The sequence below is a fragment of the Stenotrophomonas sp. YAU14D1_LEIMI4_1 genome, from assembly GCF_003086815.1.
GTDB lineage: Bacteria > Pseudomonadota > Gammaproteobacteria > Xanthomonadales > Xanthomonadaceae > Stenotrophomonas.
In genome coordinates this window covers 156,167-178,055 of sequence record NZ_CP025997.1, presented here as the reverse complement: position 1 = coordinate 178,055, position 21,889 = coordinate 156,167, and the positions used below count along the sequence as shown (strand labels likewise).

General features: G+C 68.4%; 21 protein-coding genes. 4 read left to right on the top strand and 17 right to left on the bottom strand.

Annotation, left to right across the window (positions count from 1 at the left end; all coding sequences use genetic code 11):
• Nucleotides 1–13: 13 nt before the first annotated feature.
• From C1932_RS00715 to C1932_RS00705, 3 genes are all read right to left on the bottom strand, one after another.
• Entirely contained in the window at nt 14–583 is a 570-nt protein-coding gene (locus tag C1932_RS00715; RefSeq protein ID WP_108760882.1) for a superoxide dismutase family protein, read from the bottom strand.
• Nucleotides 584–676: 93 nt separating this feature from the next.
• A complete protein-coding gene (gene ntrC / locus C1932_RS00710) occupies nt 677–2,131 on the bottom strand; it encodes a nitrogen regulation protein NR(I) (RefSeq protein WP_108760881.1) in 1,455 nt (484 codons plus the stop codon).
• On the bottom strand, nt 2,124–3,185 hold the full coding sequence (locus C1932_RS00705; protein WP_108760880.1) for an ATP-binding protein: 1,062 nt from the start codon (nt 3,183–3,185) through the stop codon (nt 2,124–2,126). Before C1932_RS00705 ends, ntrC begins: the two co-directional genes overlap by 8 nt.
• 138 nt (nt 3,186–3,323) lie before the next feature.
• On the opposite strand from C1932_RS00705, the gene C1932_RS00700 reads away from it, so the two are divergent.
• Both C1932_RS00700 and C1932_RS00695 read left to right on the top strand, forming a co-directional pair.
• Nucleotides 3,324–3,605: a type II toxin-antitoxin system RelE/ParE family toxin gene (locus C1932_RS00700; protein WP_108760879.1), complete on the top strand. Its 282-nt coding sequence runs from the start codon at nt 3,324–3,326 to the stop codon at nt 3,603–3,605.
• A gap of 12 nt (nt 3,606–3,617) precedes the next feature.
• The gene (locus C1932_RS00695) at nt 3,618–3,914 is read left to right on the top strand and encodes a HigA family addiction module antitoxin (RefSeq protein WP_108760878.1); all 297 of its coding nucleotides are present in this window, start codon (nt 3,618–3,620) and stop codon (nt 3,912–3,914) included.
• Nucleotides 3,915–4,007: 93 nt separating this feature from the next.
• On the opposite strand, the gene C1932_RS00690 is transcribed toward C1932_RS00695, so the two are convergent.
• The 7 genes from C1932_RS00690 to glnA form a co-directional block, all read right to left on the bottom strand.
• A complete protein-coding gene (locus C1932_RS00690; protein WP_108760877.1) occupies nt 4,008–6,053 on the bottom strand; it encodes a TonB-dependent receptor in 2,046 nt (681 codons plus the stop codon).
• Nucleotides 6,054–6,210: 157 nt separating this feature from the next.
• Nucleotides 6,211–6,504, bottom strand: coding sequence for a hypothetical protein (locus tag C1932_RS00685; protein ID WP_108751784.1), 294 nt, complete (start codon nt 6,502–6,504; stop codon nt 6,211–6,213).
• A gap of 89 nt (nt 6,505–6,593) precedes the next feature.
• On the bottom strand, nt 6,594–7,748 hold the full coding sequence (locus C1932_RS00680; protein ID WP_108760876.1) for an MltA domain-containing protein: 1,155 nt from the start codon (nt 7,746–7,748) through the stop codon (nt 6,594–6,596).
• Nucleotides 7,749–7,830: 82 nt separating this feature from the next.
• A complete protein-coding gene (locus C1932_RS00675; protein WP_108763304.1) occupies nt 7,831–8,577 on the bottom strand; it encodes an N-acetylmuramoyl-L-alanine amidase in 747 nt (248 codons plus the stop codon).
• A gap of 113 nt (nt 8,578–8,690) precedes the next feature.
• Nucleotides 8,691–10,118 carry an ammonium transporter gene (amt, locus tag C1932_RS00670; protein ID WP_108760875.1) on the bottom strand — a complete coding sequence of 476 codons (1,428 nt, stop codon included), beginning with the start codon at nt 10,116–10,118 and terminating at the stop codon, nt 8,691–8,693.
• A 22-nt stretch (nt 10,119–10,140) separates the two neighbouring features.
• Nucleotides 10,141–10,479: a P-II family nitrogen regulator gene (locus tag C1932_RS00665; protein ID WP_164275288.1), complete on the bottom strand. Its 339-nt coding sequence runs from the start codon at nt 10,477–10,479 to the stop codon at nt 10,141–10,143.
• 318 nt (nt 10,480–10,797) lie between these two features.
• On the bottom strand, nt 10,798–12,207 hold the full coding sequence (glnA, locus tag C1932_RS00660) for a type I glutamate--ammonia ligase (protein ID WP_108760874.1): 1,410 nt from the start codon (nt 12,205–12,207) through the stop codon (nt 10,798–10,800).
• A gap of 223 nt (nt 12,208–12,430) precedes the next feature.
• On the opposite strand from glnA, the gene C1932_RS00655 reads away from it, so the two are divergent.
• A complete protein-coding gene (locus C1932_RS00655; protein ID WP_108760873.1) occupies nt 12,431–13,225 on the top strand; it encodes an undecaprenyl-diphosphate phosphatase in 795 nt (264 codons plus the stop codon).
• A gap of 72 nt (nt 13,226–13,297) precedes the next feature.
• A complete protein-coding gene (locus tag C1932_RS00650) occupies nt 13,298–14,131 on the top strand; it encodes an META and DUF4377 domain-containing protein (RefSeq protein ID WP_108760872.1) in 834 nt (277 codons plus the stop codon).
• 135 nt (nt 14,132–14,266) lie between these two features.
• On the opposite strand, the gene C1932_RS00645 is transcribed toward C1932_RS00650, so the two are convergent.
• The 7 genes from C1932_RS00645 to C1932_RS00615 form a co-directional block, all read right to left on the bottom strand.
• A complete protein-coding gene (locus tag C1932_RS00645) occupies nt 14,267–14,875 on the bottom strand; it encodes a YbhB/YbcL family Raf kinase inhibitor-like protein (RefSeq protein WP_108760871.1) in 609 nt (202 codons plus the stop codon).
• Between the two features lie 10 nt (nt 14,876–14,885).
• On the bottom strand, nt 14,886–16,964 hold the full coding sequence (locus C1932_RS00640; RefSeq protein ID WP_108760870.1) for a tetratricopeptide repeat protein: 2,079 nt from the start codon (nt 16,962–16,964) through the stop codon (nt 14,886–14,888).
• Nucleotides 16,965–17,020: 56 nt separating this feature from the next.
• Entirely contained in the window at nt 17,021–18,055 is a 1,035-nt protein-coding gene (locus C1932_RS00635; protein WP_108751775.1) for an alpha/beta fold hydrolase, read from the bottom strand.
• Between the two features lie 7 nt (nt 18,056–18,062).
• On the bottom strand, nt 18,063–18,854 hold the full coding sequence (locus tag C1932_RS00630; RefSeq protein ID WP_108760869.1) for a lysophospholipid acyltransferase family protein: 792 nt from the start codon (nt 18,852–18,854) through the stop codon (nt 18,063–18,065).
• A gap of 188 nt (nt 18,855–19,042) precedes the next feature.
• On the bottom strand, nt 19,043–19,876 hold the full coding sequence (locus C1932_RS00625; RefSeq protein ID WP_108760868.1) for an MBL fold metallo-hydrolase: 834 nt from the start codon (nt 19,874–19,876) through the stop codon (nt 19,043–19,045).
• Nucleotides 19,863–20,870, bottom strand: a complete 1,008-nt coding sequence (locus C1932_RS00620; RefSeq protein WP_108760867.1) for an NAD-dependent epimerase/dehydratase family protein — start codon at nt 20,868–20,870, stop codon at nt 19,863–19,865. Before C1932_RS00620 ends, C1932_RS00625 begins: the two co-directional genes overlap by 14 nt.
• Entirely contained in the window at nt 20,870–21,889 is a 1,020-nt protein-coding gene (locus C1932_RS00615) for a 3-oxoacyl-[acyl-carrier-protein] synthase III C-terminal domain-containing protein (protein WP_108760866.1), read from the bottom strand. The genes C1932_RS00620 and C1932_RS00615 overlap by 1 nt, the downstream gene beginning before the upstream one ends.

The following is a 21,889-nucleotide window of genomic DNA, read 5'->3' as shown; positions in this document are numbered from 1 at the left end:
TGCCGGCGGGCGATCAGCGGGTAACCCGGATCACGCCGCAGGCGATGCGGACGCCGGCATTGCCGGCGGGCTGGCTGCGATAGTCATCGGCGTTGGCATGCACGACCAGTGCACGACCGGCGATATCGGTGGCGGCGCCTCCGCCTAGGGTAACGCCCTTCAGGTGCACATCGACGTTGGCGCGGCCCTGTGCATCGGCCTGCAGGTTGTCGATGTCACCCAGGTGATGCTTGCCACTGCCGGCGCGACCATGCGCGGTGCCGCCGGGGTTGAAATGATTGCCGGCACTGCTGGCATCGACCGCACTGCAGTCGCCGCGTTCGTGGATGTGGAAGCCGGCCTGCTGCATCGGCTGCAGCCCACCGATCAGCCCGGTCAGGTGCACGCCGCTACTCTCCGGCTTCAACACCAGCCGACCGCTGACGATGCTGGCCGAGGCCGGCGCCAGGTTCGCTTCGGCCTGCTGCGCGGTGCTGATCACGTTCGGCGGCGGCGGCGTGGGCTGCGGCTTCTTTGACGCGCTGCCACAGGCAGACAGCAGCACGGCGGCGGACAGCGGCAGAAGGGCATGTGAGAGACGCATCGAAGACTCCTTGCAGGTAACACTACGGACGGCATCGTCCATGACGGATCAACGGTTCGGCAAGCGGGCGCGAGCAGGGTGTGCAGATTCCGTTCAATGGCTGCCGCGGCGGCGGCCGGCACCCAGCTTGCGGGTGAGTGTGTTGCGACCCAGCCCCAGGCGTGCGGCGGCCTCGGCACGGCGGCCGTGGGTGATCTGCAGGGCGGCCTCCAGCAGGGCGTGGTCCACCCGATCGCGCACCTGCGCATGCAGGCCTTCGGCCCCTTCCTGCAACTGCCGGCGCGCCCATTCGGACAGCAGGGTTTCCCATTGCGCCGGATCGGCGCCCGCTGCGTGGCCACTGCCGCGTCGCTGGCGGGTGCGGTTCAGCGCGGTGTCCACGTCGGCCACGCCGATGGTCTCGGCGGCGGCCAGCGCGGCCATGCGCCAGCAGACATTTTCCAGTTCACGCACGTTGCCGGGCCAGTCGTGTTCGCGCAGCGCCTGCACGGCGGCAGCGGTCAGCCGCTTCGGCGGCGTGTCCAGCTTGTGCGCGGCGGCGGCCAGGAAGGTGCTGGCCAGCTGCGCGATGTCTTCGCGGCGCTCGCGCAGCGGTGGCAGCTGCAGCCGCACCACATCCAAACGGTGCAGCAGATCGGCGCGGAACTTGCCCTGCGCGACCAGCCCTTCCAGATCCTGGTGGGTGGCGGCGACCACGCGCACGTCCACATGGATCAACTCGCGGCCGCCGACCCGGAAGAATTCGCCCTGGGCCAGCACACGCAGCAGGCGGGTCTGCAGTGGCAGCGGCATGTCGCCGATTTCATCCAGGAACAGGGTGCCGCCGTTGGCCTGCTCAAAGCGGCCGATATGGCGGCGCTGGGCGCCGGTGAAGGCGCCGGCTTCGTGGCCGAACAGTTCGCTTTCCAGCAGCTCGGCGGGAATGGCGGCGGTGTTGAGCGCCACGAACGGACCCTGCGCACGCGGCGATTCACGGTGCAGCGCGTTGGCCACCAGTTCCTTGCCGGTGCCGGTTTCGCCGGTGATCAGCACCGCCAGCGGTGCCTGCGCCAGGCGGCCGATGGCACGGAACAGCGCGCGCATGGGCGGGGTGTCACCCACCAGCTGCGGCGGCTGGTCGCTGGGCGCTTCGTTCACCGGGGTTGGCGCGGCCAGGGCCGGGGCTACCGCCGGCAGCACGCGCTGGGCCAGCGCCACGGCATCGTCCAGATCGAAGGGCTTGGACAGGAATTCGTGGGCGCCACCGCGGAACGCACCGGCGGTGCTGGCCACATCGGTGTAGGCCGACATCACCACCACCGGCAGCTGCGGCAACGCGGCCTTCAGCTTGTCCAGCAGCACCAGGCCATCGTCGCCGGGCATGCGTACATCGGTGAACAGCAGTGCCGGCGGCGGGTTTTCGGCCAGCGCTTTCAGCGCCGCTGCCGCGCTGTCGAAATCGTCGACCTGGTAGCCGGCTTCACGCAGTGCGGTGCACAGCACGAAGCGCACGGCGCGGTCATCGTCGACCACCCAGATGCGCTGCGCGGAAAGAGAGACGTCAGACATCGCGCGGGGCCTCCTCGGCCGGGGCGGTGCCGTTGCCGATCGGCAGCAGCAGGGTAAACACGGTATGGCCGGGGCGCGAGCGGTAGGTCAGCGTGCCGCGATGCTCGCGGGTGACCTGCTGGGCCAGCGCCAGGCCAAGCCCGGTGCCCTCGGCGCGGCCGCTGACCAGCGGCAGGAACAGGTGCTCGGCCAGTTCTTCGGGCACGCCACGGCCGTCGTCGGCAATTTCCAGGCGCAGCGCCAGCGTGTGCAGTTGTTCGGCAATGCGCACGCCATGTTCAACGCGCGTGCGCAGGGTGATGCCCCCGGCGCCGGCCTGGATGGCGTTGCGCACCAGGTTCCACACGGCCTGGGTGAGACGGTCGGCGTCGCCGGCGAATTCGGGAATGCTGGGGTCGTAGTCGCGCTGCAGGCGCACCGCCCAGCCGGCCTCGCTTTCGGCCAGGCGCAGCACGCGCTCCAGCGAAGCGTGGATGTTCAGCGGCGCGTGCGGCGCGGCCGGTGCCGGCGACAGCAGCTGGTCGAGCAGGCCATTGAGGCGTTCGATTTCCGAGCCGATCAGTTCGATCAGTTCGCGTTCGCTGGCATCGCGCTGGGCCGCGCGGCGCGCCAGCAGCTGGGCGGCGCCCTTCAGCCCGGCCAGCGGGTTGCGCAGTTCGTGGGCCAGGCCCTTCAAGGCGGCGCTGAGCGCGCTGGGCAGGGCCTGGGTCGGGTCCAGCCCGGGAAATTCATCCACCGGGTGCGCTTCCAGCAGCCAGCCGCCGTCATCGCGGCGGCTCATCCAGCCTTCGGCAAAGCGCGCGCCTTCGCCCGGTACCGCCAGCGCCAGCCGGTTCAGGCGCAGGCTGTCGCGCTCGTCGCGGGCCAGGAAATGGGCCAGCGCCTCGCCCTGCACTTCCAGTGCGGCCAGCGGCTGGCCCAGCAGGCGGCGGACGCTGACGCCCAGCCAGCGAGCGAAGGCCGGGTTGCAGCCGATGATGCGGCCATTGGCCCCGGCCCAGGCCAGCGGCGTGCCGAGGGCATCAAGGGACGGCGGGGGTGCGGGGTCGGACATTGCACCAATGTAGTGCAAAACAGAGCCAACCACCGGATTGCACTGAATACGTCACCTGTCGTCATGCATGGGAATTAACAGCGACGCTTGCCGAGCGGATACTAACGCCATACGATACTACCGCAAGACGTTAGTACCATGCCTATCCAATCGTTTGCCTGCAAACGCACGCGGGCACTGTTTGATGGCGAGCGCGTCCCGAGATGGCGCCAGGTCGAAGCCGCCGCTCTGCGCAAGCTGGCCATGCTCCATGTGGCGGCCGACCTGCGGGATCTCCGCATACCGCCCGCCAATCGCCTGGAATCTTTGTGCGGGAACCGTTACGGGCAGTACAGCATCCGTATCAACGATCAGTTCCGATTGTGCTTCGTGTGGACCAGAGAAGGCCCTGCCGAAGTTGAAATTGTCGATTACCACTGAGGAGCCGCGCACATGCGAACCGTCCCCTACCCCGCTCCAGGCGAGATCCTGCTGCACGAGTTCCTGAAGCCACTTGGCATCACCCAGTACCGATTGGCCAAGGCCATTGGCGTGTCGCAGCGCCGGATCGGCGAGATTGTTACGGGCCAGCGCGCCGTAACGGCAGACACTGGCCTGCGCCTGTCGCGCTACTTCGGCGTCTCTGAAAAGTTCTGGATCGGTCTGCAGGCCGACTTCGATGCGGCGATGACCAAGGAGAAGCTGGCTGAGGTCCTGGCGCGGATCGAGCCTTACAACGCGGTGGCATGAACCTGTCCGGGGTCGGATCCCTTTCCGCAGGAAAGGGCTCTGACCCCTGCCGCAGGTCGAGCAAGCTCGACCATTACCGGATGCATGGCCGGGTTACAGCTTCATGTTCAGGCCGACGAAGACGCTGCGGCCGGGCGCGGGCGAGAACATCGGGCGGGCGCTGTCCCAGAAGAAGCTGTCGTACCAGGCGTAGGCGTATTCGCGTCCGGTAACGTTCTTCAGCTGCAGGTCCACGCTCCAGCGCGGGTTGATCTGGTACGCGGCGCTGAGGTCGAGCACGGCGAAGCCACCGAACTTGCCGGCCACGTTGCGCTCTTCCAGGTAGTAGTCGCCCTGCGCGCGTGCCTGCAGGCCCAGCCGCAGTGCGTCGCTGGCCTGGTAATCCACGCCCAGGTTGCTGATGTGGCGTGGCGTGGCGGCCACTTCGCGGCCTTGCAGGGAAACACTGGCATCGCGGTCGTCGCGGGTGATCTTCGCTTCCTGGTAGGCATGCGAGGCCCACACGGTCCAGTCATCGCCCAGCTGCAGGCTCAGCTGCGCATCCACGCCGCGGCGGCGGGTCTTGCCCAGAGTGACCGTGGTACCGGTGGCCGGCATGTTGGACACCTCGTTTTCCGCATCCTGCTGCCACACCGCCAGACGCGCCTGCGCGCCCTGGAACGGCTGGAATTTCAGGCCCAGCTCCATGCCGGTGTTGGTGGACGGCTGCATCGGCGCCTGGCCGGGGGTGAGATAGGCCGGTGCGGTGGACCCGGTGAGCACCTGGAAGGTGCGGCCCCAGTTGGCGTAGACGTGCGTGTTGGCACTCAGGCTGTGGATCACGCTCAGCTTGGGCTGGCCGATACTGCCGTAATCCTGCAAGCGGCCGGTGCTGCCATCCATCAAGCGGGTGCGGCCGCTGAAGCGGTCCACGCGGTAGGCCGGCACGATCTTCCACGCGTCGTGTGGCTGGTAGATGGCCTGCACGTAGGCGCCCCAGTTGTCGAAACTGTGGCGGTCGTTGTTCTGCACCCGCGCCGGCGCCACGCTGAAGTCGGTGGGCTCGGCGTAGCTGTAGCGCTCGCGGATGTAGCCGTTGTCCTGCTGTTCGTAGTTCAGGCCAGCTTCGACGGTGAGCACGGGCGCGGCCTGCCAGGTAAGCGTGCTGATCAGGCCGGCCTGGCGTTCATCCCACACGCGGCGCTGGCGCGGCAGGTTGCCGCTGGGCAGATCGCTGAAGGTGACGCGGCGGTCGTCCTCGTAGCGGTTGTAGTACAGACGGGTGCCGAAGCTGAGCGCGTCGCTGAGCGCCAGATCCAGATGCGCGGCGATCTGCCGCATGTCACGGTCATCGCCATCGTTTGCATTGCGCAGGTCGCTGCCACGACGGTGCGTGCGCAGTTCCTCGGCGGTCATGAAGCCCGGTTCGTCGGCTTCGTGGTGGTAGGCGCGCGCGGTCAAACCCACGCGCAGGCCGTCTTCCAGCGAACCGTAGAACCACTTGCCGCCCAGCGCGTACTTCTTCGAGGTGTCGTGGTCGCGGTAGCCATCGCTGGCCTGCTGGCCGACGAAGTAGTTCTGCGCGAAGCCGTTGCTTTCGCGGCTGATCGCCAGCTGCGCATCGCGGGTGTTGTAGCTGCCGTAGGCGAGCCGCGCGTCGGTGTAGTTGCCGCCCTGACGCGTGCCGAAGTTCACGTTGCCGCCGATGTTGTGCAGCCCGTAGCGCGGGTCGTTGGTGCCGCGCACTACTTCGATGTAGCTGATTTCCAGCGGGAACAGCATGTCGATGAAGCGCTGGTTGCCGCTGTTGACGTTGCTGGGAATGCCGTCGATCAGGGTCTTGATGGCGTTGAGGTAGCCCTCGCCGTTGAAGGCGCGGAAGCTGACCTTGCCCGATTCGGCACCCTGCCGGGTTTCGGTGAGCTGGATGCCGGGCATCTGCCCCAGCAGTTCCCAGCTGTGCGAGACGTTGCGGTCTTCGATCTGGTCTGCGCCCAGCACGTCCACCGAGGTCAGCACCTGGTGGGCGCTCAACTGGCCTTCGCTGTGCTGGTGCACGTCGACCTTGCCCAGGGTGAGCGCGGCGTCGGCCGATTGCGCGAAGGCATCGGGGGCGAAGGGAGCGGCCGCGAGGGCAGCGACCAGGGTGGGGGTCTTCATGGGGGGCGGAAGGGGGCGGGCAAAATGTAATTCTATAACATTTCGCCCACGCTCTTTGTAGAGTCGAGCCATGCTCGACTTCGCACCTGCCGTTGCCGAGAGCAGTCGAGCAAGCTCGACTCTACAAGGGCGGTGGAGCGGGTATCGCGCGGGTGGCTTACACCGGGTAGCCGGTGGCTTCGCGGGCCTTCTTCCAGGCGCTTTCAAATTCACGGGCGCTGATTTCGTCGTCTTCGTCGAAATCCAGGAACGAGACGGGCTGGTCGGCCAGCACGAAGCGGTCGTCGCTCTGGCCGTGCTCGTCGGCCCAGACCAGCTTGGTGCCGTAGATTTCCACCTGGCGCACGATCTTCTCGCCGCGGGCTTCCATCAGCACGTTGCCCTTGCCCAGGCCCGATTCGGCCCAGTGCTTGTAGTACTTCTTGGTGGTGTGGCTTTTGACGTTCTTCATTGCGGGGGCCGGACAGTTCGGATGGCGCCATTATCAGGCATCCGGGGGCAGAGCCCTTTCCTTCGGAAAGGGATCCGACCCCCGCTGGTTCAGTTCGGCAGCGCGGCGCCCTTGGGCCACAGCAGCCAGATGCGGCCCTGCTGCTTCATCTCGCCGGCCAGCTTGCCGGCGGCGTCGCCGCTGCCCCAATAGAGGTCCGCGCGCACCTCGCCGGCAATCGCACCGCCGGTGTCCTGCGCGGCCACCGGCCGCACCACCGGGCTGCCATCCGGGCGCGTGGTGGACAGCCACAGCAGGCTGCCCAGCGGCACCACGCTGCGGTCCACCGCCACGCTGTAGCCAGCGGTGAGCGGAACGTTCAACGAGCCGCGCGGGCCTTCCGGGCTGTCGGGGTTGCGCACGAAGAACACGTAACTGGGGTTGCTGCGCAGCAGCTCGGGCACGCGCGCCGGGTTGGCCCGGGCCCAGGCGCGGATCGCGTCCATGGTCACGTCTTCCTTCTTCAGCGCGCCCTGGTCCACCAGCCAGCGGCCGATGGCGCGGTAGGGGTGGCCGTTCTGTTCGGCGTAGGCCAGCCGCACCTGGCTGCCATCGGCCAGGCGCACCCGGCCCGAGCCCTGGATCTGCAGCAGCTGCAGGTCCATCGGGTCGGTCAGCCAGGCCAGCACCGGGGCCTTGGCGCCCTTGCTGGCGATGGTGCCGGCATCGTCGTAGGGCTTGAGTACCTTGCCGTCCAGGCGGCCGCGCAGGCGCTTGCCCTTCAGTTCCGGGTACAGGCTGTCCAGCTGCACCACCACCAGGTCGTCGGGCGTGCCATACACCGGCACGGTGGCGGTGGCAGTGCGGGTCAGGCTGCCGCTGTAGATGGGTTCGTAGTAGCCGGTGATCAGGCCCTGTTCGCGGTGGCCGCCGGCGCGCAGTGCATACACCTGCAGATCGCGCTGCAGGAAGGCGCGGATCGCGGCCGGGTCCTTGTCGGATACCGTGGCTGCGGTCGTGCAAGGCTGGGCCCAGACCGCATCGTTCTTCAGGCGGCTGCAGCTGCTGCGCCAGGCGCTGAAGCCGGCCAGCAGGTCGGCATCGGAAACGGCCGGCAACGCATTCCAGTCGGCCTTGGCGTAGGTGGCGGCAGCCGGCGGGGCGGCCGGTGCGCCCGGGCCGGTGCCGGTGGTGGCACAACCAGCAAGCAGGGCAACGGCCAGGAGGGTGAGGAGCGCGCGCGGTGACGACGTAACAGTGATCATCGTCGCAATGTAGTGGGCCCGATGGTGGCCCGGCAACCTTGCGCACGGGTAGCGCCGGACCACGCCCGGCGGGTGTTCAGGCTTACGGCGTCTGCAACAGCAGCGAATGCAGGATGCGCGCGTCTTCAGCGTCCAGCGTCTTCGGCAGATCGTCACTGCCACGGAAACGGCGATGGAACGCGGCGACAGCCGCTTCGCGATCATCCAGCGGGTAGCCGAAACGAGCCAGCGCGTTCCACGCATCGAAGCCGCCCGGTGCGGGACCATCGCTGGCGCGCGGCCACACGCCGAAACCGGCGGCGGCCAGCTGCTGCCACGGGAAGAAACGGCTGGGATCGGCCTTGCGCGTGGGTGCCAGATCGGCGTGGCCGATCACCTGCCGCGGCGGAATGTTCAGGCGCGTGGTGAGATCACGCAGCAGGACGATGAGCGCGTCGATCTGCGCTGCGGTGAACGGCGTCTGCCCGTTGTTGTCCAGCTCGATGCCGATCGATGTGGAGTTCAGATCGGTGAGCGTACCCCAGCGGCCTGCGCCGGCATGCCAGGCGCGGCGTGCATCGGCCACCAGCTGGTAGCGATGGCCATCGGCGCCGATCAGGTAGTGCGCGCTGACCGGGCCGCCGCTGTTGGCGGTGCGCAGCGTGTGCAGGCTCTGCTGCACCGATTCCTGGTCGGTGTGGTGGATGACGATGGCCACCGGGCCACGCGCATTCTGGTTGGGTGATGGCACCCACGTAGCCAGCGGGTTGCGGACATCCTGCGGTGTGGATGCGCAGGCGGCCAGCAACAGGCAGGCCGAAAGCAGGAGGGACGGGCGAATCGGGTGCATGCCCCGATTGTGCGTGATCAGGCGCGAGGATGCATGCCCATGGAGTACGCCGTAGATCCACGCCATGCGTGGATGCTGTGGCGGGCGACCTTCGCAGGCCGCCCGCCGTTGCATCAGGCCTCGTAGGCCGATTCACCATGCGAGGTGACATCCAGGCCGGTACGCTCGGCCTCTTCGGTCACGCGCAGGCCGACCACCACCTTCACCAGCAGCAGGATGGCCGCGGTCACCACCGCCGACCAGACCACGGTGAGGCCAACGCTGACCACCTGCACCCAGACCTGGTGGCCGATATCCAGATCGGCCTTGGTGCCGCCCAGCGACTGCGCGCTGAACACACCGGTGAGGATGGCGCCGACGATGCCGCCCACGCCGTGCACACCGAACACATCGGCGGTGTCGTCCACCTTCAGCAGGCGCTTCAGGCCGGTAACGCCCCAGACGCAGACCACGCCGGCCACGAAGCCGATCACGATCGCGCCGAGCGGGCCAACGGTGCCGCAGGCCGGGGTGATGCCGACCAGGCCCGCCACCGCACCCGACGCTGCACCCAGCGCCGACGGCTTGCCCTTGGTGATCGCTTCCACCAGAGTCCAGCCCAGCACTGCTGCCGCGGTGGCCAGCACGGTGTTGAGGAAGGCCAGCGAAGCGACGGTGTCGGCGGCAGCGGCGGAACCGGCGTTGAAGCCGAACCAGCCCACCCACAGCAGCATCGCGCCGATATAGGTGAACGGCACGTTGTGCGGCTTCAGTGCGGTCTGCCCGTAGCCCAGGCGCTTGCCCAGGAACCAAGCGCCGACCAGACCAGCCACGCCGGCGTTGATGTGCACCACGGTGCCACCGGCGAAATCGATTGCGCCCATTTCACCCAGGTAGCCACCACCCCAGACGATGTGCGCCATCGGGATGTAGCTGAGGGTGAACCACAGTGCCGAGAACAGCAGCACCGCGCGGAACTTGATGCGTTCGGCGAAGGCGCCGACGATCAGTGCGGTGGTGATGCCGGCAAAGGTGGACTGGAAGGCGACGAACAGGTAATCGGGCAGGCCCTTGATGGGCGTGTTGCCGACCGAATCCGGGGTGAAGCCCTTCAGGAAGGCGAATTCGGTGAACGAACCGAAGAACGGGTTGCCTGCGCTGAACACCGCGCTGTAGCCGTAGGCCACCCACAGCAGCAGCACCAGCGAGAACACCACCAGGATCTGGCTGAGCACCGACAGCACGTTCTTCGAACGCACCAGGCCGCCGTAGAACAGGGCCAGGCCCGGCACCACCATCAGCAGCACCAGCAGGGTGGAAGTGAGCATCCAGGCCACATCGCCGTGGTCGAACGCCGGCGCAGCCGCTTCGGCGGCCGCCGGTGCGGCCGCAGCCGGGGCCTGCAGCGGTTCAACGGCCACGGTTTCATTGGCCAGCGGGGTAACCTGGGCCTGGGCATGGGCAGCGCCCGGCCAGACGCCAGCGGCCAGTGCGCTGAGCAGCATCAACAGGCACACCAGATGGAACCGGGCTTGCCACCCGGCGAGAAGGCGCATCTTCATGGGGGAATCTCCGGAAGGGGGCTTACAGCGCGTCGGCGCCGATTTCGCCGGTGCGGATACGGATGACCTGCTCGACGGCGGTGACGAAGATCTTGCCGTCGCCGATCTTGCCGGTGCCTGCCGAACTCTGGATCGCTTCGATCACCGCTTCGGCACGCTCGTCGGTAACCACGGTTTCGATCTTGATCTTGGGCAGGAAATCGACGACGTACTCGGCGCCGCGATACAGCTCGGTATGGCCCTTCTGGCGGCCGAAGCCTTTCACTTCGGTCACGGTGATGCCCGACACGCCTGCGTCGGAAAGGGCCTCGCGGACCTCGTCGAGCTTGAACGGTCGGATGATGGCGGAGATCAATTTCATGCGCATGTCCCGATGGTGGATGGGGCCACGGCGCGGTTGCGCGGTGGCATCAGGCAACCACGGGCCATCGATGCGATGGCCGTGGCTGTTGCACCGGACACGAACGGGGCCGGGACGGCCGTGCCTCTCTCCTTGCACGGCCGACACGGGAGGGAGGGCGGCCCATGTCGCGTGTCCGGTCTCTCTTGCCCCTGGATCAGCGGACCAACGGTCCGCTCTACCAAGGCGGGCACGGGGCCCGCCATGCGGCTCCCCAGCCGCGAAGATCGGAGGCGATGGCGACGGGTGGGAGGGGTACCCGCCGCCATCGCCGCCCAATCAGTTGGCGTAGTACATCTGGTATTCCAGCGGGTGGGTGGCCGCGCGGAACTTGGTCACTTCCTGCATCTTCAGCGCGATGTAACCGTCGATGAAGTCATCGCTCATCACGCCGCCGGCCTTCAGGAACTCACGGTCCTTGTCCAGCGCTTCCAGGGCCTGGTCCAGCGAGGAGCAGACCTGCGGGATCAGCTTCTCTTCTTCCGGCGGAAGGTCGTACAGATCCTTGTCGCTCGGTGCGCCCGGGTCGATCTGGTTCTTGATGCCGTCCAGGCCGGCCATCATCAGCGCGGTGAAGGTCAGGTAGCCCGACTGGATCGGATCGGGGAAGCGCATTTCAATGCGGCGCGCCTTCGGGTTGGACACCCACGGAATGCGGCACGAGGCCGAACGGTTGCGGGCCGAGTAGGCCAGCATGACCGGGGCTTCGAAGCCCGGCACCAGGCGCTTGTAGCTGTTGGTGCCCGAGTTGGCGAAGGCGTTGATGGCCTTGGCGTGCTTGAAGATGCCGCCGATGTACCACAGCGCCAGCTGGCTCAGGCCGCCGTAGCCGTCGCCGGAGAACAGGTTGGTGCCGCCCTTGGACAGCGACTGGTGCACGTGCATGCCGCTGCCGTTGTCGCCGACGATCGGCTTGGGCATGAAGGTGACGGTCTTGCCGTTGCGGTGCGCCACGTTCTTGATGACGTACTTCATGCGCAGCAGTTCGTCGGCCTTCTGCACCAGGGTGCTGAACTTGGTGCCGATTTCGCACTGGCCGGCGGTGGCCACTTCGTGGTGCTGCACTTCCACTTCGATGCCGACCTGTTCCAGCGTCTTGCACATTTCAGCGCGCAGGTCGTGCAGCGAATCGGTCGGCGGCACGGGGAAGTAGCCACCCTTCACGCCGGGGCGGTAGCCGCTGTTGGTGCCGTCCATCTTGGCGCCGCTGTTCCAGGCCGCTTCTTCCGATTCCACCTTGAAGAAGGTGTTGCCCATTTCGTTGGCGAAACGCACGGCGTCGAAGATGAAGAATTCCGGCTCCGGGCCGAAGAACGCCGATTCGGCGATGCCCGACGACTTCAGGTAGGCCTCGGCGCGCTTGGCGATGCCGCGCGGGCAGCGGCCGTACGGCTGCATGGTGGCCGGGTCGAGGATGTCGCAGCTGATCACGATGGTCGGATCGGCGTAGAACGGATCGACATAGGCGCTGGCCGGGTCCGGCAGCAGGACCATGTCCGATTCGTTGATGCCCTTCCAGCCAGCGATGGAGCTGCCGTCGAACATCTTGCCCTCTTCGAACAGCGACGGCTCGACGATGCTGACCGGGAAGGTGACGTGCTGTTCGACGCCACGCATATCCACGAAACGCAGATCGACGAATTCGATCTGGTTGTCCTTGATCAGCTTCTCAACGTTTTCCACGGACATCGGTACGACCTCGGGTGGGAATGAATGCCTGCTGAGATACAGCAATGACCGTGCCAACTTTTCCATGGCCGCAACTGCTTGATTTGCAATGGCGCGCCCCAGTGGGGTGCATGACCGCGCGCACCAAAGGGGTGCACGGCGACCCGCACGCACCCGTTTGGTGCGGCAGGGATGGTCTATTCTCTCGGGCTTGTTCCCGCCACCGAACGTGCCTGCCCTGCCCATGTACGACCTGCTCTCCGCCCTGCTGCTGGGCATCCTCGAAGGCCTGACCGAATTCCTGCCGATCTCCAGCACCGGCCACCTGCTGATCGCCCAGCACTGGCTGGGCCCGCGTTCGGATTTCTTCAACATCATCATCCAGGCCGGCGCGATCGTGGCGGTGGTGCTGGTGTTCCGCCAGCGCCTGTGGCAACTGGCCACCGGGCTGGGCCAGCGCGAGAACCGCGACTACGTGTTAAAGCTGGGCGCCGCGTTCCTGGTGACCGCGGTGGTCGGCCTGCCGGTGCGCATGCTGGGCTGGGAGCTGCCGGAAACGGTCAGCCCGGTGGCCTGGGCGCTGATCATCGGTGGCATCTGGATGCTGCTGGTGGAGGCCTACACCACGCGCCTGCCCGACCGCGACCAGGTGACCTGGACCGTCGCCATCGGCGTGGGCCTGGCGCAGGTGGTGGCCGGCGTGTTCCCCGGCACCTCGCGTTCGGCCTCGGCCATCTTCCTGGCCATGCTGCTGGGCCTGAGCCGGCGCGCGGCCGCCGCTGAATTCGTCTTCCTGGTGGGCATTCCCACCATGTTCGCCGCCAGTGCCTACGCGTTCCTGGAACTGGCCAAGGAAGGCAAGCTGGCCAGCGAGAACTGGACCGACGTGGGCGTGGCCTTCGTTGCCGCGGTCATCACCGGCTTCGTCGTAGTGAAGTGGCTGCTGGGCTATATCAAGTCGCACCGCTTCACCGCGTTCGCGTTCTACCGCATCGCGCTGGGCGCGGCGCTGCTGCTGTGGTTGCCGTCCGGCAGCTGAACGGCGCCAAGGCAGGCCAACCCCCTGCCCGGCCGTGATCCGTTTGCATCCGGGTTCCCAAGGAGATCCACCATGAAGCGCACCGTTACCCTGCTCCTGCCGCTGGCCCTGCTGGCCGCCTGCAGCCAGACCCCGACCACCGCACCGGCCGGCACCGGCGGCGATGACCTGGCCCCGGCGGCCGCCAAGGCCGGCGACCAGAAGGCCGTGGCCCATCTGGATGCGCAGCGCCTGCAGAGCCAGCACTGGCGCCTGCAGCAGGCCACTGGCGCCGACGGCGCACGCATCGATGCACTGTTCGCCCGCAGCGACGCGCCGGTCACGCTGGATTTCGCCGACGGCCGCGTGTCGATCAGCAATACCTGCAACCGCATGGGCGGCAGCTACACCCTGGCCGAGGGCAAGCTGACGATCAGCCCGATGGCATCCACCCAGATGGCCTGCACCGACGCCGCAGTGATGGCGCTGGATGAGGCCGTGTCGAGCCGCCTGCAGGGTGAACTGAAGACCGCCCAGGGTGCCGACGGCAGCCTGACCCTGACCACCGCCAAGGGCGACGTGCTGGTGTTCGCGGCCGAACCCACCGCGGAAACGCGCTACGGCGGGCCGGGCGAAACCGTGTTTCTGGAAGTGGCAGCGAAGACCGCCAAGTGCTCGCACCCGCTGATTCCGGACTACCAGTGCCTGCAGGTGCGTGAAGTGAAGTTCGACGACAAGGGCCTGAAGCAGGGCACCCCGGGCGCGTTCGAGAACTTCTACGGCAACATCGAGGGCTACACGCATGAAGACGGCGTGCGCAACGTGGTGCGGGTGAAGCGCTACGCAGTGAAGAACCCGCCGGCCGATGCACCGTCGCAGGCATACGTGCTGGACATGGTGGTCGAGTCGGCCATCGAGAAGAAGTAAGTAGAGTCGAGCTTGCTCGACTGCTTCTCATGCAGTCGAGCATGGCTCGACTCTACAAGGGGCCGAGTCGAGCATGGCTCGACTCTACGGGGGCCCAAGTCGAGCAAGCTCGACTCTACGGGCGCGCGCTCGGGCTTACAGCGCGGGGTTCAGCGTGTAGGTGCCGTGCAGCGCGGCTTCGGCCAGCACGTGGCCGTGCATGCCGCGGTAGGCGTCGGCCGCGGTGAAGCGCTGCGGCAGGTCCAGGGTCGCTACGTCCAGGGCGAACACGCGGAAGAAGTAGCGATGCACGCGCTCGTCGTTGAACGGCGGGTACGGGCCGTCGTAGCCCAGGTAATCGCCGGCCATGTCCGGATTGCCGGCAAACCAGCCGGTGAAATCGTTCACGCCCTGGCGGCTGCCGACCGGGCCGGTGGGCGCGGTCTTGCCCTTCACCACGAAGCCATCGCTGCAGCTGCCTGCGGCGATCTCGTGCACGTCGGCCGGAATATCGGCCATCACCCAATGCACGAAATCGCCGCGCGGCTGGTCGCGCGGCACGGTCATGTCGCTGCGGCCGACGGTTTCCGGCACGGTGGGAACATCCGGGTCCACACACACCAGCAGGAAGGAACGGGTGCCGGCCGGCACCTCGCTCCAGGCCAGGTGCGGGTTGCGGTCCGGCGCAAAACCGTTGGCATCGCCGGCGGCGAATTCGCGCGGCACCGGGGCGCCGTTGACCAGGCTGTGGCTGCTCAGTTGCATCAGGCTCTCCTTATTCTTCCGGGTAACCCAGGCGCACCGCGACCGGGGTGAGCTGTGCGAAGGCGGCGCTCATCACGTCGCGGTAGGCGCGCCAGTGGCCCGGCGGGAAGCGCGGTGCACCCAGCTGCTGGGCCACCGGCATCGGCCGCTCGAACAACTGTTCCAGCATGGCTGCCATCGCGCGCGGATCATTGCCGATGGCATCGATGCGCAGCAGCACGTGCGGGTACAGATCGTCCTCGTGCAGGCTGGCCACCTGGGCCAGCGCACGCGCCAGCCACTCGGCGGCCTCGGCCAGCGAGGTCATCGCCAGCGGCGCGGCCGAGCCGTAGGCCACCCAGTCCAGCAGCATGTCGCGCGGGTCGCGCAGCACCACCAGCAAGCGGCCCTGCGGCAACTGCGGGCGCAGCGACCACAGCAGCGCGTTGTCCCACCACAGCAGCCAGTCGATGATGGTGTCGTCTTCCACGCCACGCGCCGGCAACTGCTCGCGCCAGCGCTGCACCAGGCGTTCCGGGGTCAGCACGCCCGACGCCAGGTCCTGCAGGGTGTGGTAGTTCTGGAAGGCATCGTCGGGCGGGGTGTTGGTGTAGCGATCGCTGCGCAGCACCGGGCTGGCGGCAGCCAGACCCGTGGCAACCCGTTCCACGCCCGAACCCGGTGCGCCCCACAGGAAGATCGGCGCCGAACCGCTCTGGCGCGTTGCCTCGTCAATCTCGGCCAGCGCCGGCCAGCTGGGCGGCGCCTTGGCCTGCGGCGGCAGCGGCAGGCGCTGCGGGGCCTGCTCGGTCTGCAGGGCCAGCCAGGTGCGCAGGGCATCGGCCGGCTTGCCGGCGCGGTCCTGTACTTCGCCCAGCCAGGTACGCAGGTCGCTCTGCGCGCCCTCGCCTGCCTGGCCGATCAGCGCCTGCACACGGGCAATGGCGGCGTCGGGGTCACGCTGCATCAGGCCGTCGATCAGGCGGGTTTCGGCACTCACCCGGCCCGGTTCCAGCGCCACGATGCGTTCGGCCACCGCTTCAGCCTCGGCGTGCTGGCCGGCCATGTCGTGCAGGCGCATGCGTGCTTCCAGTGCCGGCAGGTGCGCAGGCATGGCGGCGATCCAGCGCTCGACCACGGCCACGGCGGCATCGCTGCCCACTTCTTCCACGGCCAGGCGGGCCAGCCACGGGTCGTGCAGCGAAGCATTCGCCTCCAGCACCGCGTCCAGGCGTGCGCGCGCTTCTTCCTCGCGACCCAGTCGCTGCCAGGCCATCAGCAGCAGCTGCAGCACCTGGCGGTCTTCGGGCTGGGAATCCAGCAGCGGCAGCAGGTGTTCCAGTGCCTGCAGCGGCTGGCCGATGCGCAGCGACAGTTCACCGGCCAGGCGGCGCATCGGCGGCACATCCAGCGACGGCTGCTGCAGGGCGACCTGCATGGCTTCGGCGGCGGCGTCCAGGTTGCCCTGGCGCAGCGCCAACTGCACCACCAGGCCATGCAGCGAGGTGATGGCCGGGTTCAGCAGCAGTACGCGGCGGAAGGCCTGTTCGGCGAAGGCCAGCATGTCCTTGCCCAGGTAGGCAAAGCCCAGCGCGTACAGCACGCGCGGGTCATCCGGCAGGGCCTGGCTTGCGGCCGACAGCAGGGCCAGCGCGCGGTCGGCATCGCCGCGGCGCAGCGCCACCATGCCATCGATGGTCAGCAGTTCCGGATGATCCGGCTCCAGCCGGCCGGCCAGGGTGGACAGGCGCTGCGCTTCATCGAAGTCGTTGCGGCTGATGGCCAGGTGGGCCTGCATCAGGTAGGCCGGGAACGCGTTCGGGTTCAGGTCGGTGGTGCGCAGCAGCGCATCGTCAACACCGTCGAACTGGCGCAGGGCCAGCAGCAGCCCGGCCTGCTGCAGGTGCAGCTGGGCGTCGTCGGGGGCCAGTTGCAGTGCCTGCTGCAGCGCGTCCAGCGCGGCCTGCGGCTGGCCCTGCTGCTGCAGCGCAAGCGCCAGCCAGCGGTGGGCCTGGGCCTGGCCCGGTTCGTCGTGGGTCCACGCCTGGGCCAGCTGCACGGCCTGGTCGGCCTGGTTCTGGCGCAGCGCCTGGATGATCTGGTCTTGCATGGCGGTCCGGTTCAAGTGCAAACCCGCATTGTAGCGGGCCGCGCGGTGCTGCCGGTTCAGCCGCCCAGTACCCGGCGCAGGCGTTGGGCCACCCAGCGTTCGGAAAAGCCATCGCCACGCCAGTTTTCCAGGAACCCGCAGTGGCCACCCCAGCACGCGGTTTCCAGCCGGGCCTGCTGCGGCAACTGCCAGTTGCCGAAGGTGGAGTACGGAATGACCGGATCGTCCTGGGCCATCAGGATATCGGCCGGCACCTGCAGCGTGGACAGGCGATCGCCGGCGATGGAATAGCCGTCGAAATAGGCCTGCAGCGAGCCGAAATCGGTATGCCGTTCCACCAGCCAGGCGGTGAGCGCGCGGATGTCCAGCTTCAGCACGCGGTCGTCGCAGTCGCTCAGTTCGGGGAACAGATCGCGCTTGCGGCGCAGCGAGCCGGCCCACTTGCGGCGGAAGTACCAATCGTACATGGCCGGGCCGTTCTCGATGCTTTCCATGGTCAGGGCCGGATCCAGCACCGGACAGACCGAGGCCACCTGCAGCAGCGGCACGCCGGCGGCGGGCGCGCGCAGGGCCAGGCGCAGCACGAAGTTGCCGCCCAGCGAATAGCCGGCCGCCACCAGCGGCAGCCCCGGCCAGCGCCGCGCGATATCGCCGGTGGCCTGCACCACTTCGTCGATGCGGTTGGAATGGAAAATGCCGGGATTGAGGTGGTGGGTGTTGCCGTGGTCGCGGAAGTTCAGCCGCACCACGTCGAAGCCTTCTTCGATCATGCGCGCGGCCGCCATGCGCATGTAGCTGGATTCGGCGCTGCCTTCCCAGCCGTGCAGCAGCAGGGCCATGCCCTTGGGCTCGCGCCCTTCGATGTAGTTGTGCCAGCCCTGCAGGCGCACGCCATCGCCGCCGTCCAGGATCAGTTCTTCACTGACCGCACCGGTGGCGGCCAGCAGCAGCAGGCCGCGCTGCAGGCGCATGCGGCTGGAACTGAGCATGGACTGCAGGTGCGGGTTGCGCAGCCAGCGCGGCGGCTGGTAATCGGCCGCAGTGAGCATCGGCGGTACAGCCGACAGGGACGGTGGCGGGTCTATGGCCACCGCCGCCTTACGCCGTTTCCATGGCCGCGACGATGCGCGCGCGCGAGGTTTCGGCGATGCGCCGGCGGCCTTCCAGGTCCTGCGCACCGATCGGCGCCAGGAAGTGCACTTCCGCGCGCCGCGCCGGTTCACCCAGCAGGCGCAGGAAGTTGGCGAAGAAACTTTCGCCGGGGCCGAATGCCACGATGGTCTGCGCGTTGCCGTGTGCGCCGTAGATCAGCGCCACCGGCTGCACCGGCACGCCGGTTTCGACCGCGGCCTGGAAGATGCGCGCATGGAACGGGCCCACTTCGTGGCCGCCACGGGTACGCCCTTCCGGGAACACACCCACGCCCTTGCCTTCGCGCAGGCGCTCGGCCATCACCTGCATCACGCCACCGAGCGATTCGGTGTTGCCGCGCTGGTGGAAGATGGTCTGGCCACGCGCGGCCAACCAACCCACCACCGGCCAACTGGCGATTTCGCGCTTGGCCACGAAGCCCATCATGCGCTGGCTGTGCAGAATGCTGATATCGACCCAGCTGACGTGGTTGGCGACGAACAGCACGGCGCCGGGCAACGGCTCGCCCACCCGTGACAGGCGGAAGCCGAAGATCCACATCAGGCCGCCCTGCCACAGGTTCACCACCTTGGCGCCCAGCCGGACCTGGCCGACACGGATATCAGACCACGGCGGAAGCATGCCGATCAGGGTCAGCGGCAGGAACACGAAGATATGGACCAACAGCAGCGGTACGCGGTACAGGTAACGGCACACACGCGCCACGCCGCCGCGGGGGGCCGGAGTGGGGGAAGTCATCCGCGAACGATACCGGAGGGCTGCCATCGCTGCCAGCCGATTTTCGGCCATAAGTCCTATTGACGGGGGCCATGGGCAGGAACACGGTGTCCTGTTGACGGCGCCGTATGGCGGTGGGGTGGAGCTTGATCGACGGCTTCTGGCGCGGAATCAACCGGGCCGCGAAGGGCAGTCGAGCAAGCTCGACTCTACAGTCGCGCGCGCGGCCGCCACTGCCCGCAATGCGCCGGCACCAGTTGCAGGTCATCCACCTGCCGGCCGACGTGCTGCAGGCGCTGCAGGGTCTGGCGGTAGGCGCCGGTGTGGCCCAGCAGGGCGGTGACCAGGCGCGGCGGCGGCACGCCATCGGCGATGGCGCCACTGGACCACGCTGCATCGGCCACCAGGAACACCGGGCGGCCGTCGGCCCCTTCAAACAGCAGCCCGTGCTGGCCCACCGCGTGGCCGGGCAGCGGTACTGCCAGCAGGCTGCCATCGCCCAGCACGTCGCGCCCCTTGCCGAAGGCGGCGAACGCAGCAGGCAGGTCCACTTCCGGCAGTTCCTCCAGCCAGCGCATGCGCGGGGCGGCATCGCGGGTCAAGGCGGGCAGCAGGCCCACGCTGAGCGCGCGCAGGCGACCGCGCGCGGCCTGGTCCTGCCAGGCGGCGCGCGAACACAGCAGCGGCACGCCGGGAAAATCGAGCACGCCACCGACGTGGTCGCCATGCAGGTGCGACAGCACCACCTGGTGGATCTGGTCGGTGCCGATGCCACGCTGCTGCAGTTGTGCGCGCACGCTCTGCCCGGGGGCCAGGTGCACCGGCGTAACCCACCGGTACAGGCGCTCGGGAAAGCGCTCAGTGGCCTGCAGGAAGGCGTCGGAATAGCCGGTGTCGAACAACAGGTAGCCGCGCTGCGGGTGGCGCAGCAGTGCCACCAGCGCGGGGAATTCGCAGCGATGCCAGCTGGCCCCTTGGCGCACCGCCCGCTGCCGGTGCACGCAGTGACCCGCTTCCAGCAGTTCCCACTCAAAGCGCAGCATCGCGTCCTCCGCTGCGGTGCCAGTGGTCGGCGAACTGCTGCAATGCGGCCTGCACGCCCACCTGCGGCTGGTAGCCCAGATCACGCCGCGCGGCGCTGATATCCAGGGTCTGCGAATAACCCAGCACGCCCACGCCGTAGCGGGTCAGGCGTGGTTCGGGGCAGCCCGGGCGCAGCCGGGCCAGGGTCTCGGCGACGCCGGCGGCAGCCAGCGCGACGCGGCGCGGCACGTTGCGCAGCTGCACCTGCAGCCCCATCGCCTGGAACAGCCCCTGCACCAGCGCGCGCACGGCCACCGGTTCGCCGGCGCTGATGTTGTAGGCGCGACCGGCGCATGCGTGGCCGGCGCGCAGGGCGCAGCGCACCGCCTGCACGGCATCGTCCACCGGAGTCACGTCGATCATCGCGCGGCCCGCATGGATCAACGGGAAGCGGCCAGCGGCGGCCACGGCCAGCAGGCGCGGCAGGATGGCGCGGTCGCCTGGCCCGAACACCGCGCGCGGGCGCAGGACCACCGTGTGCAGGCCCTGCCCTGCGGCGCTGGCCACGGCCTGTTCCGATTCCCACTTGCTGCGTGCGTAGTCGGTGATCCAGCGCGCCGGCGGCTGGAACGCTTCGCCCACGTTGTACTGGTCGGCGAAGCGGAAATAGATGCTGGGCGAGCCCAGGTGGACGAAGCGGTCCACGCCGGCGGCCTGTGCGGCCTGCAGCAGGCGCTGGGTGGCCAGCACATTGGCACGCTGGAAGTCTGCCGCCGGGCCCCACGGCTGGGACAACGCCGCGCAGTGCACCACGGCCTGGCAGCCCTGCAGCAGGGGCTGCAACGGCGCCTGCGCCAGATCGCCGGGCCAGGCTTCGATGCCCTCCAGTGCAAGCGGCTGCAGGCGGGCCAGATCGCGGCCACTGGCGCGTACCTGCCAGCCGTCGCGGGCCAGCGCGCGTGCCACGTGCTGGCCGATGAAACCGCTGGCGCCGGTGACCAGGACGCACGCCATCAGTAGCGCAGCACCGCGCCGCCCAGGGCCAGGCCGGCCCCGGTACCGATCAGCAGGGCGTGCCCGCCGCGCACCAGGCGGCCATCGAGCAGGGCCTGGTGCAGGGCCATCGGCAGCGATGCCGCCAACTGGTTGCCCTGCTCGGCCAGGATGCGCACCAGCCGCTGCGGCGGCAGGCCCAGCACGCGCTGCAGGTGGTCCAGGGCCTGGCCGCTGGCTTGGTGCGGCACGATCACATCGCAGCCCTGCAGGTCGATGCCGGCGCTGGCCAGCAGGTCCTGCAGGAAGCCCGGCAGGCGCCGCGCCGCCTCGCGGTACAGCGCGCGGCCCTGCATCTGGAAGTAGTGCGCGGCACGGTAGGCCTCAGGCGCATCGTGCAGCCGCATGCCGGTGCCGCAGGTCGGCACCTGGCACAACGCGGCGCCATCGCCGTAACTGCGCAGGCGCGTGGCCAGCAGGGCCGATGCCTGGTCGTCGCTGGCACGTTCGACCAGCACCGCCACGGCACCATCGCCGAACAACGGCGCGGTCAACGGGTCATCGGGGTCGAGCCCGGCACTGGGAACATCACTGCACACGATCAGCACGCGCCGGTAGCGCTGCAGCGCCAGCAGGCTGCCGGCCATTTCCAGCGCCACCACGAAGCCCAGGCAGGTGGCATTCACATCGAACGAAGGCACACCGCTGTCGCCCAGCCCCAGCGCACGCTGGATCAGCACGGCCTGGCAGGGAATGGCCTGTTCCATCACCCCGCACGCGGAAATGATGCAGTCGATGTCGCCCAACCCCAGCCCGGCCCGCTGCAGCGCATCGCGCGTGGCCTGCGCACCCATCCACGAGGCACGCTCGTCTGCCTCGGCATGGGCGCGGCTGGCCACGCCACTGTGGCGTTCGACCCAGCCCGCCGGCTTGTTCCAGCGCTGGTCGAACACGGTCGAGGCGATGCGCCGGCGCGGCAGCCAGGCACCGCTGGACACGATGCGCAGCGGCAAGGCTGCGCTGGAAGGCACCGCGGCCAC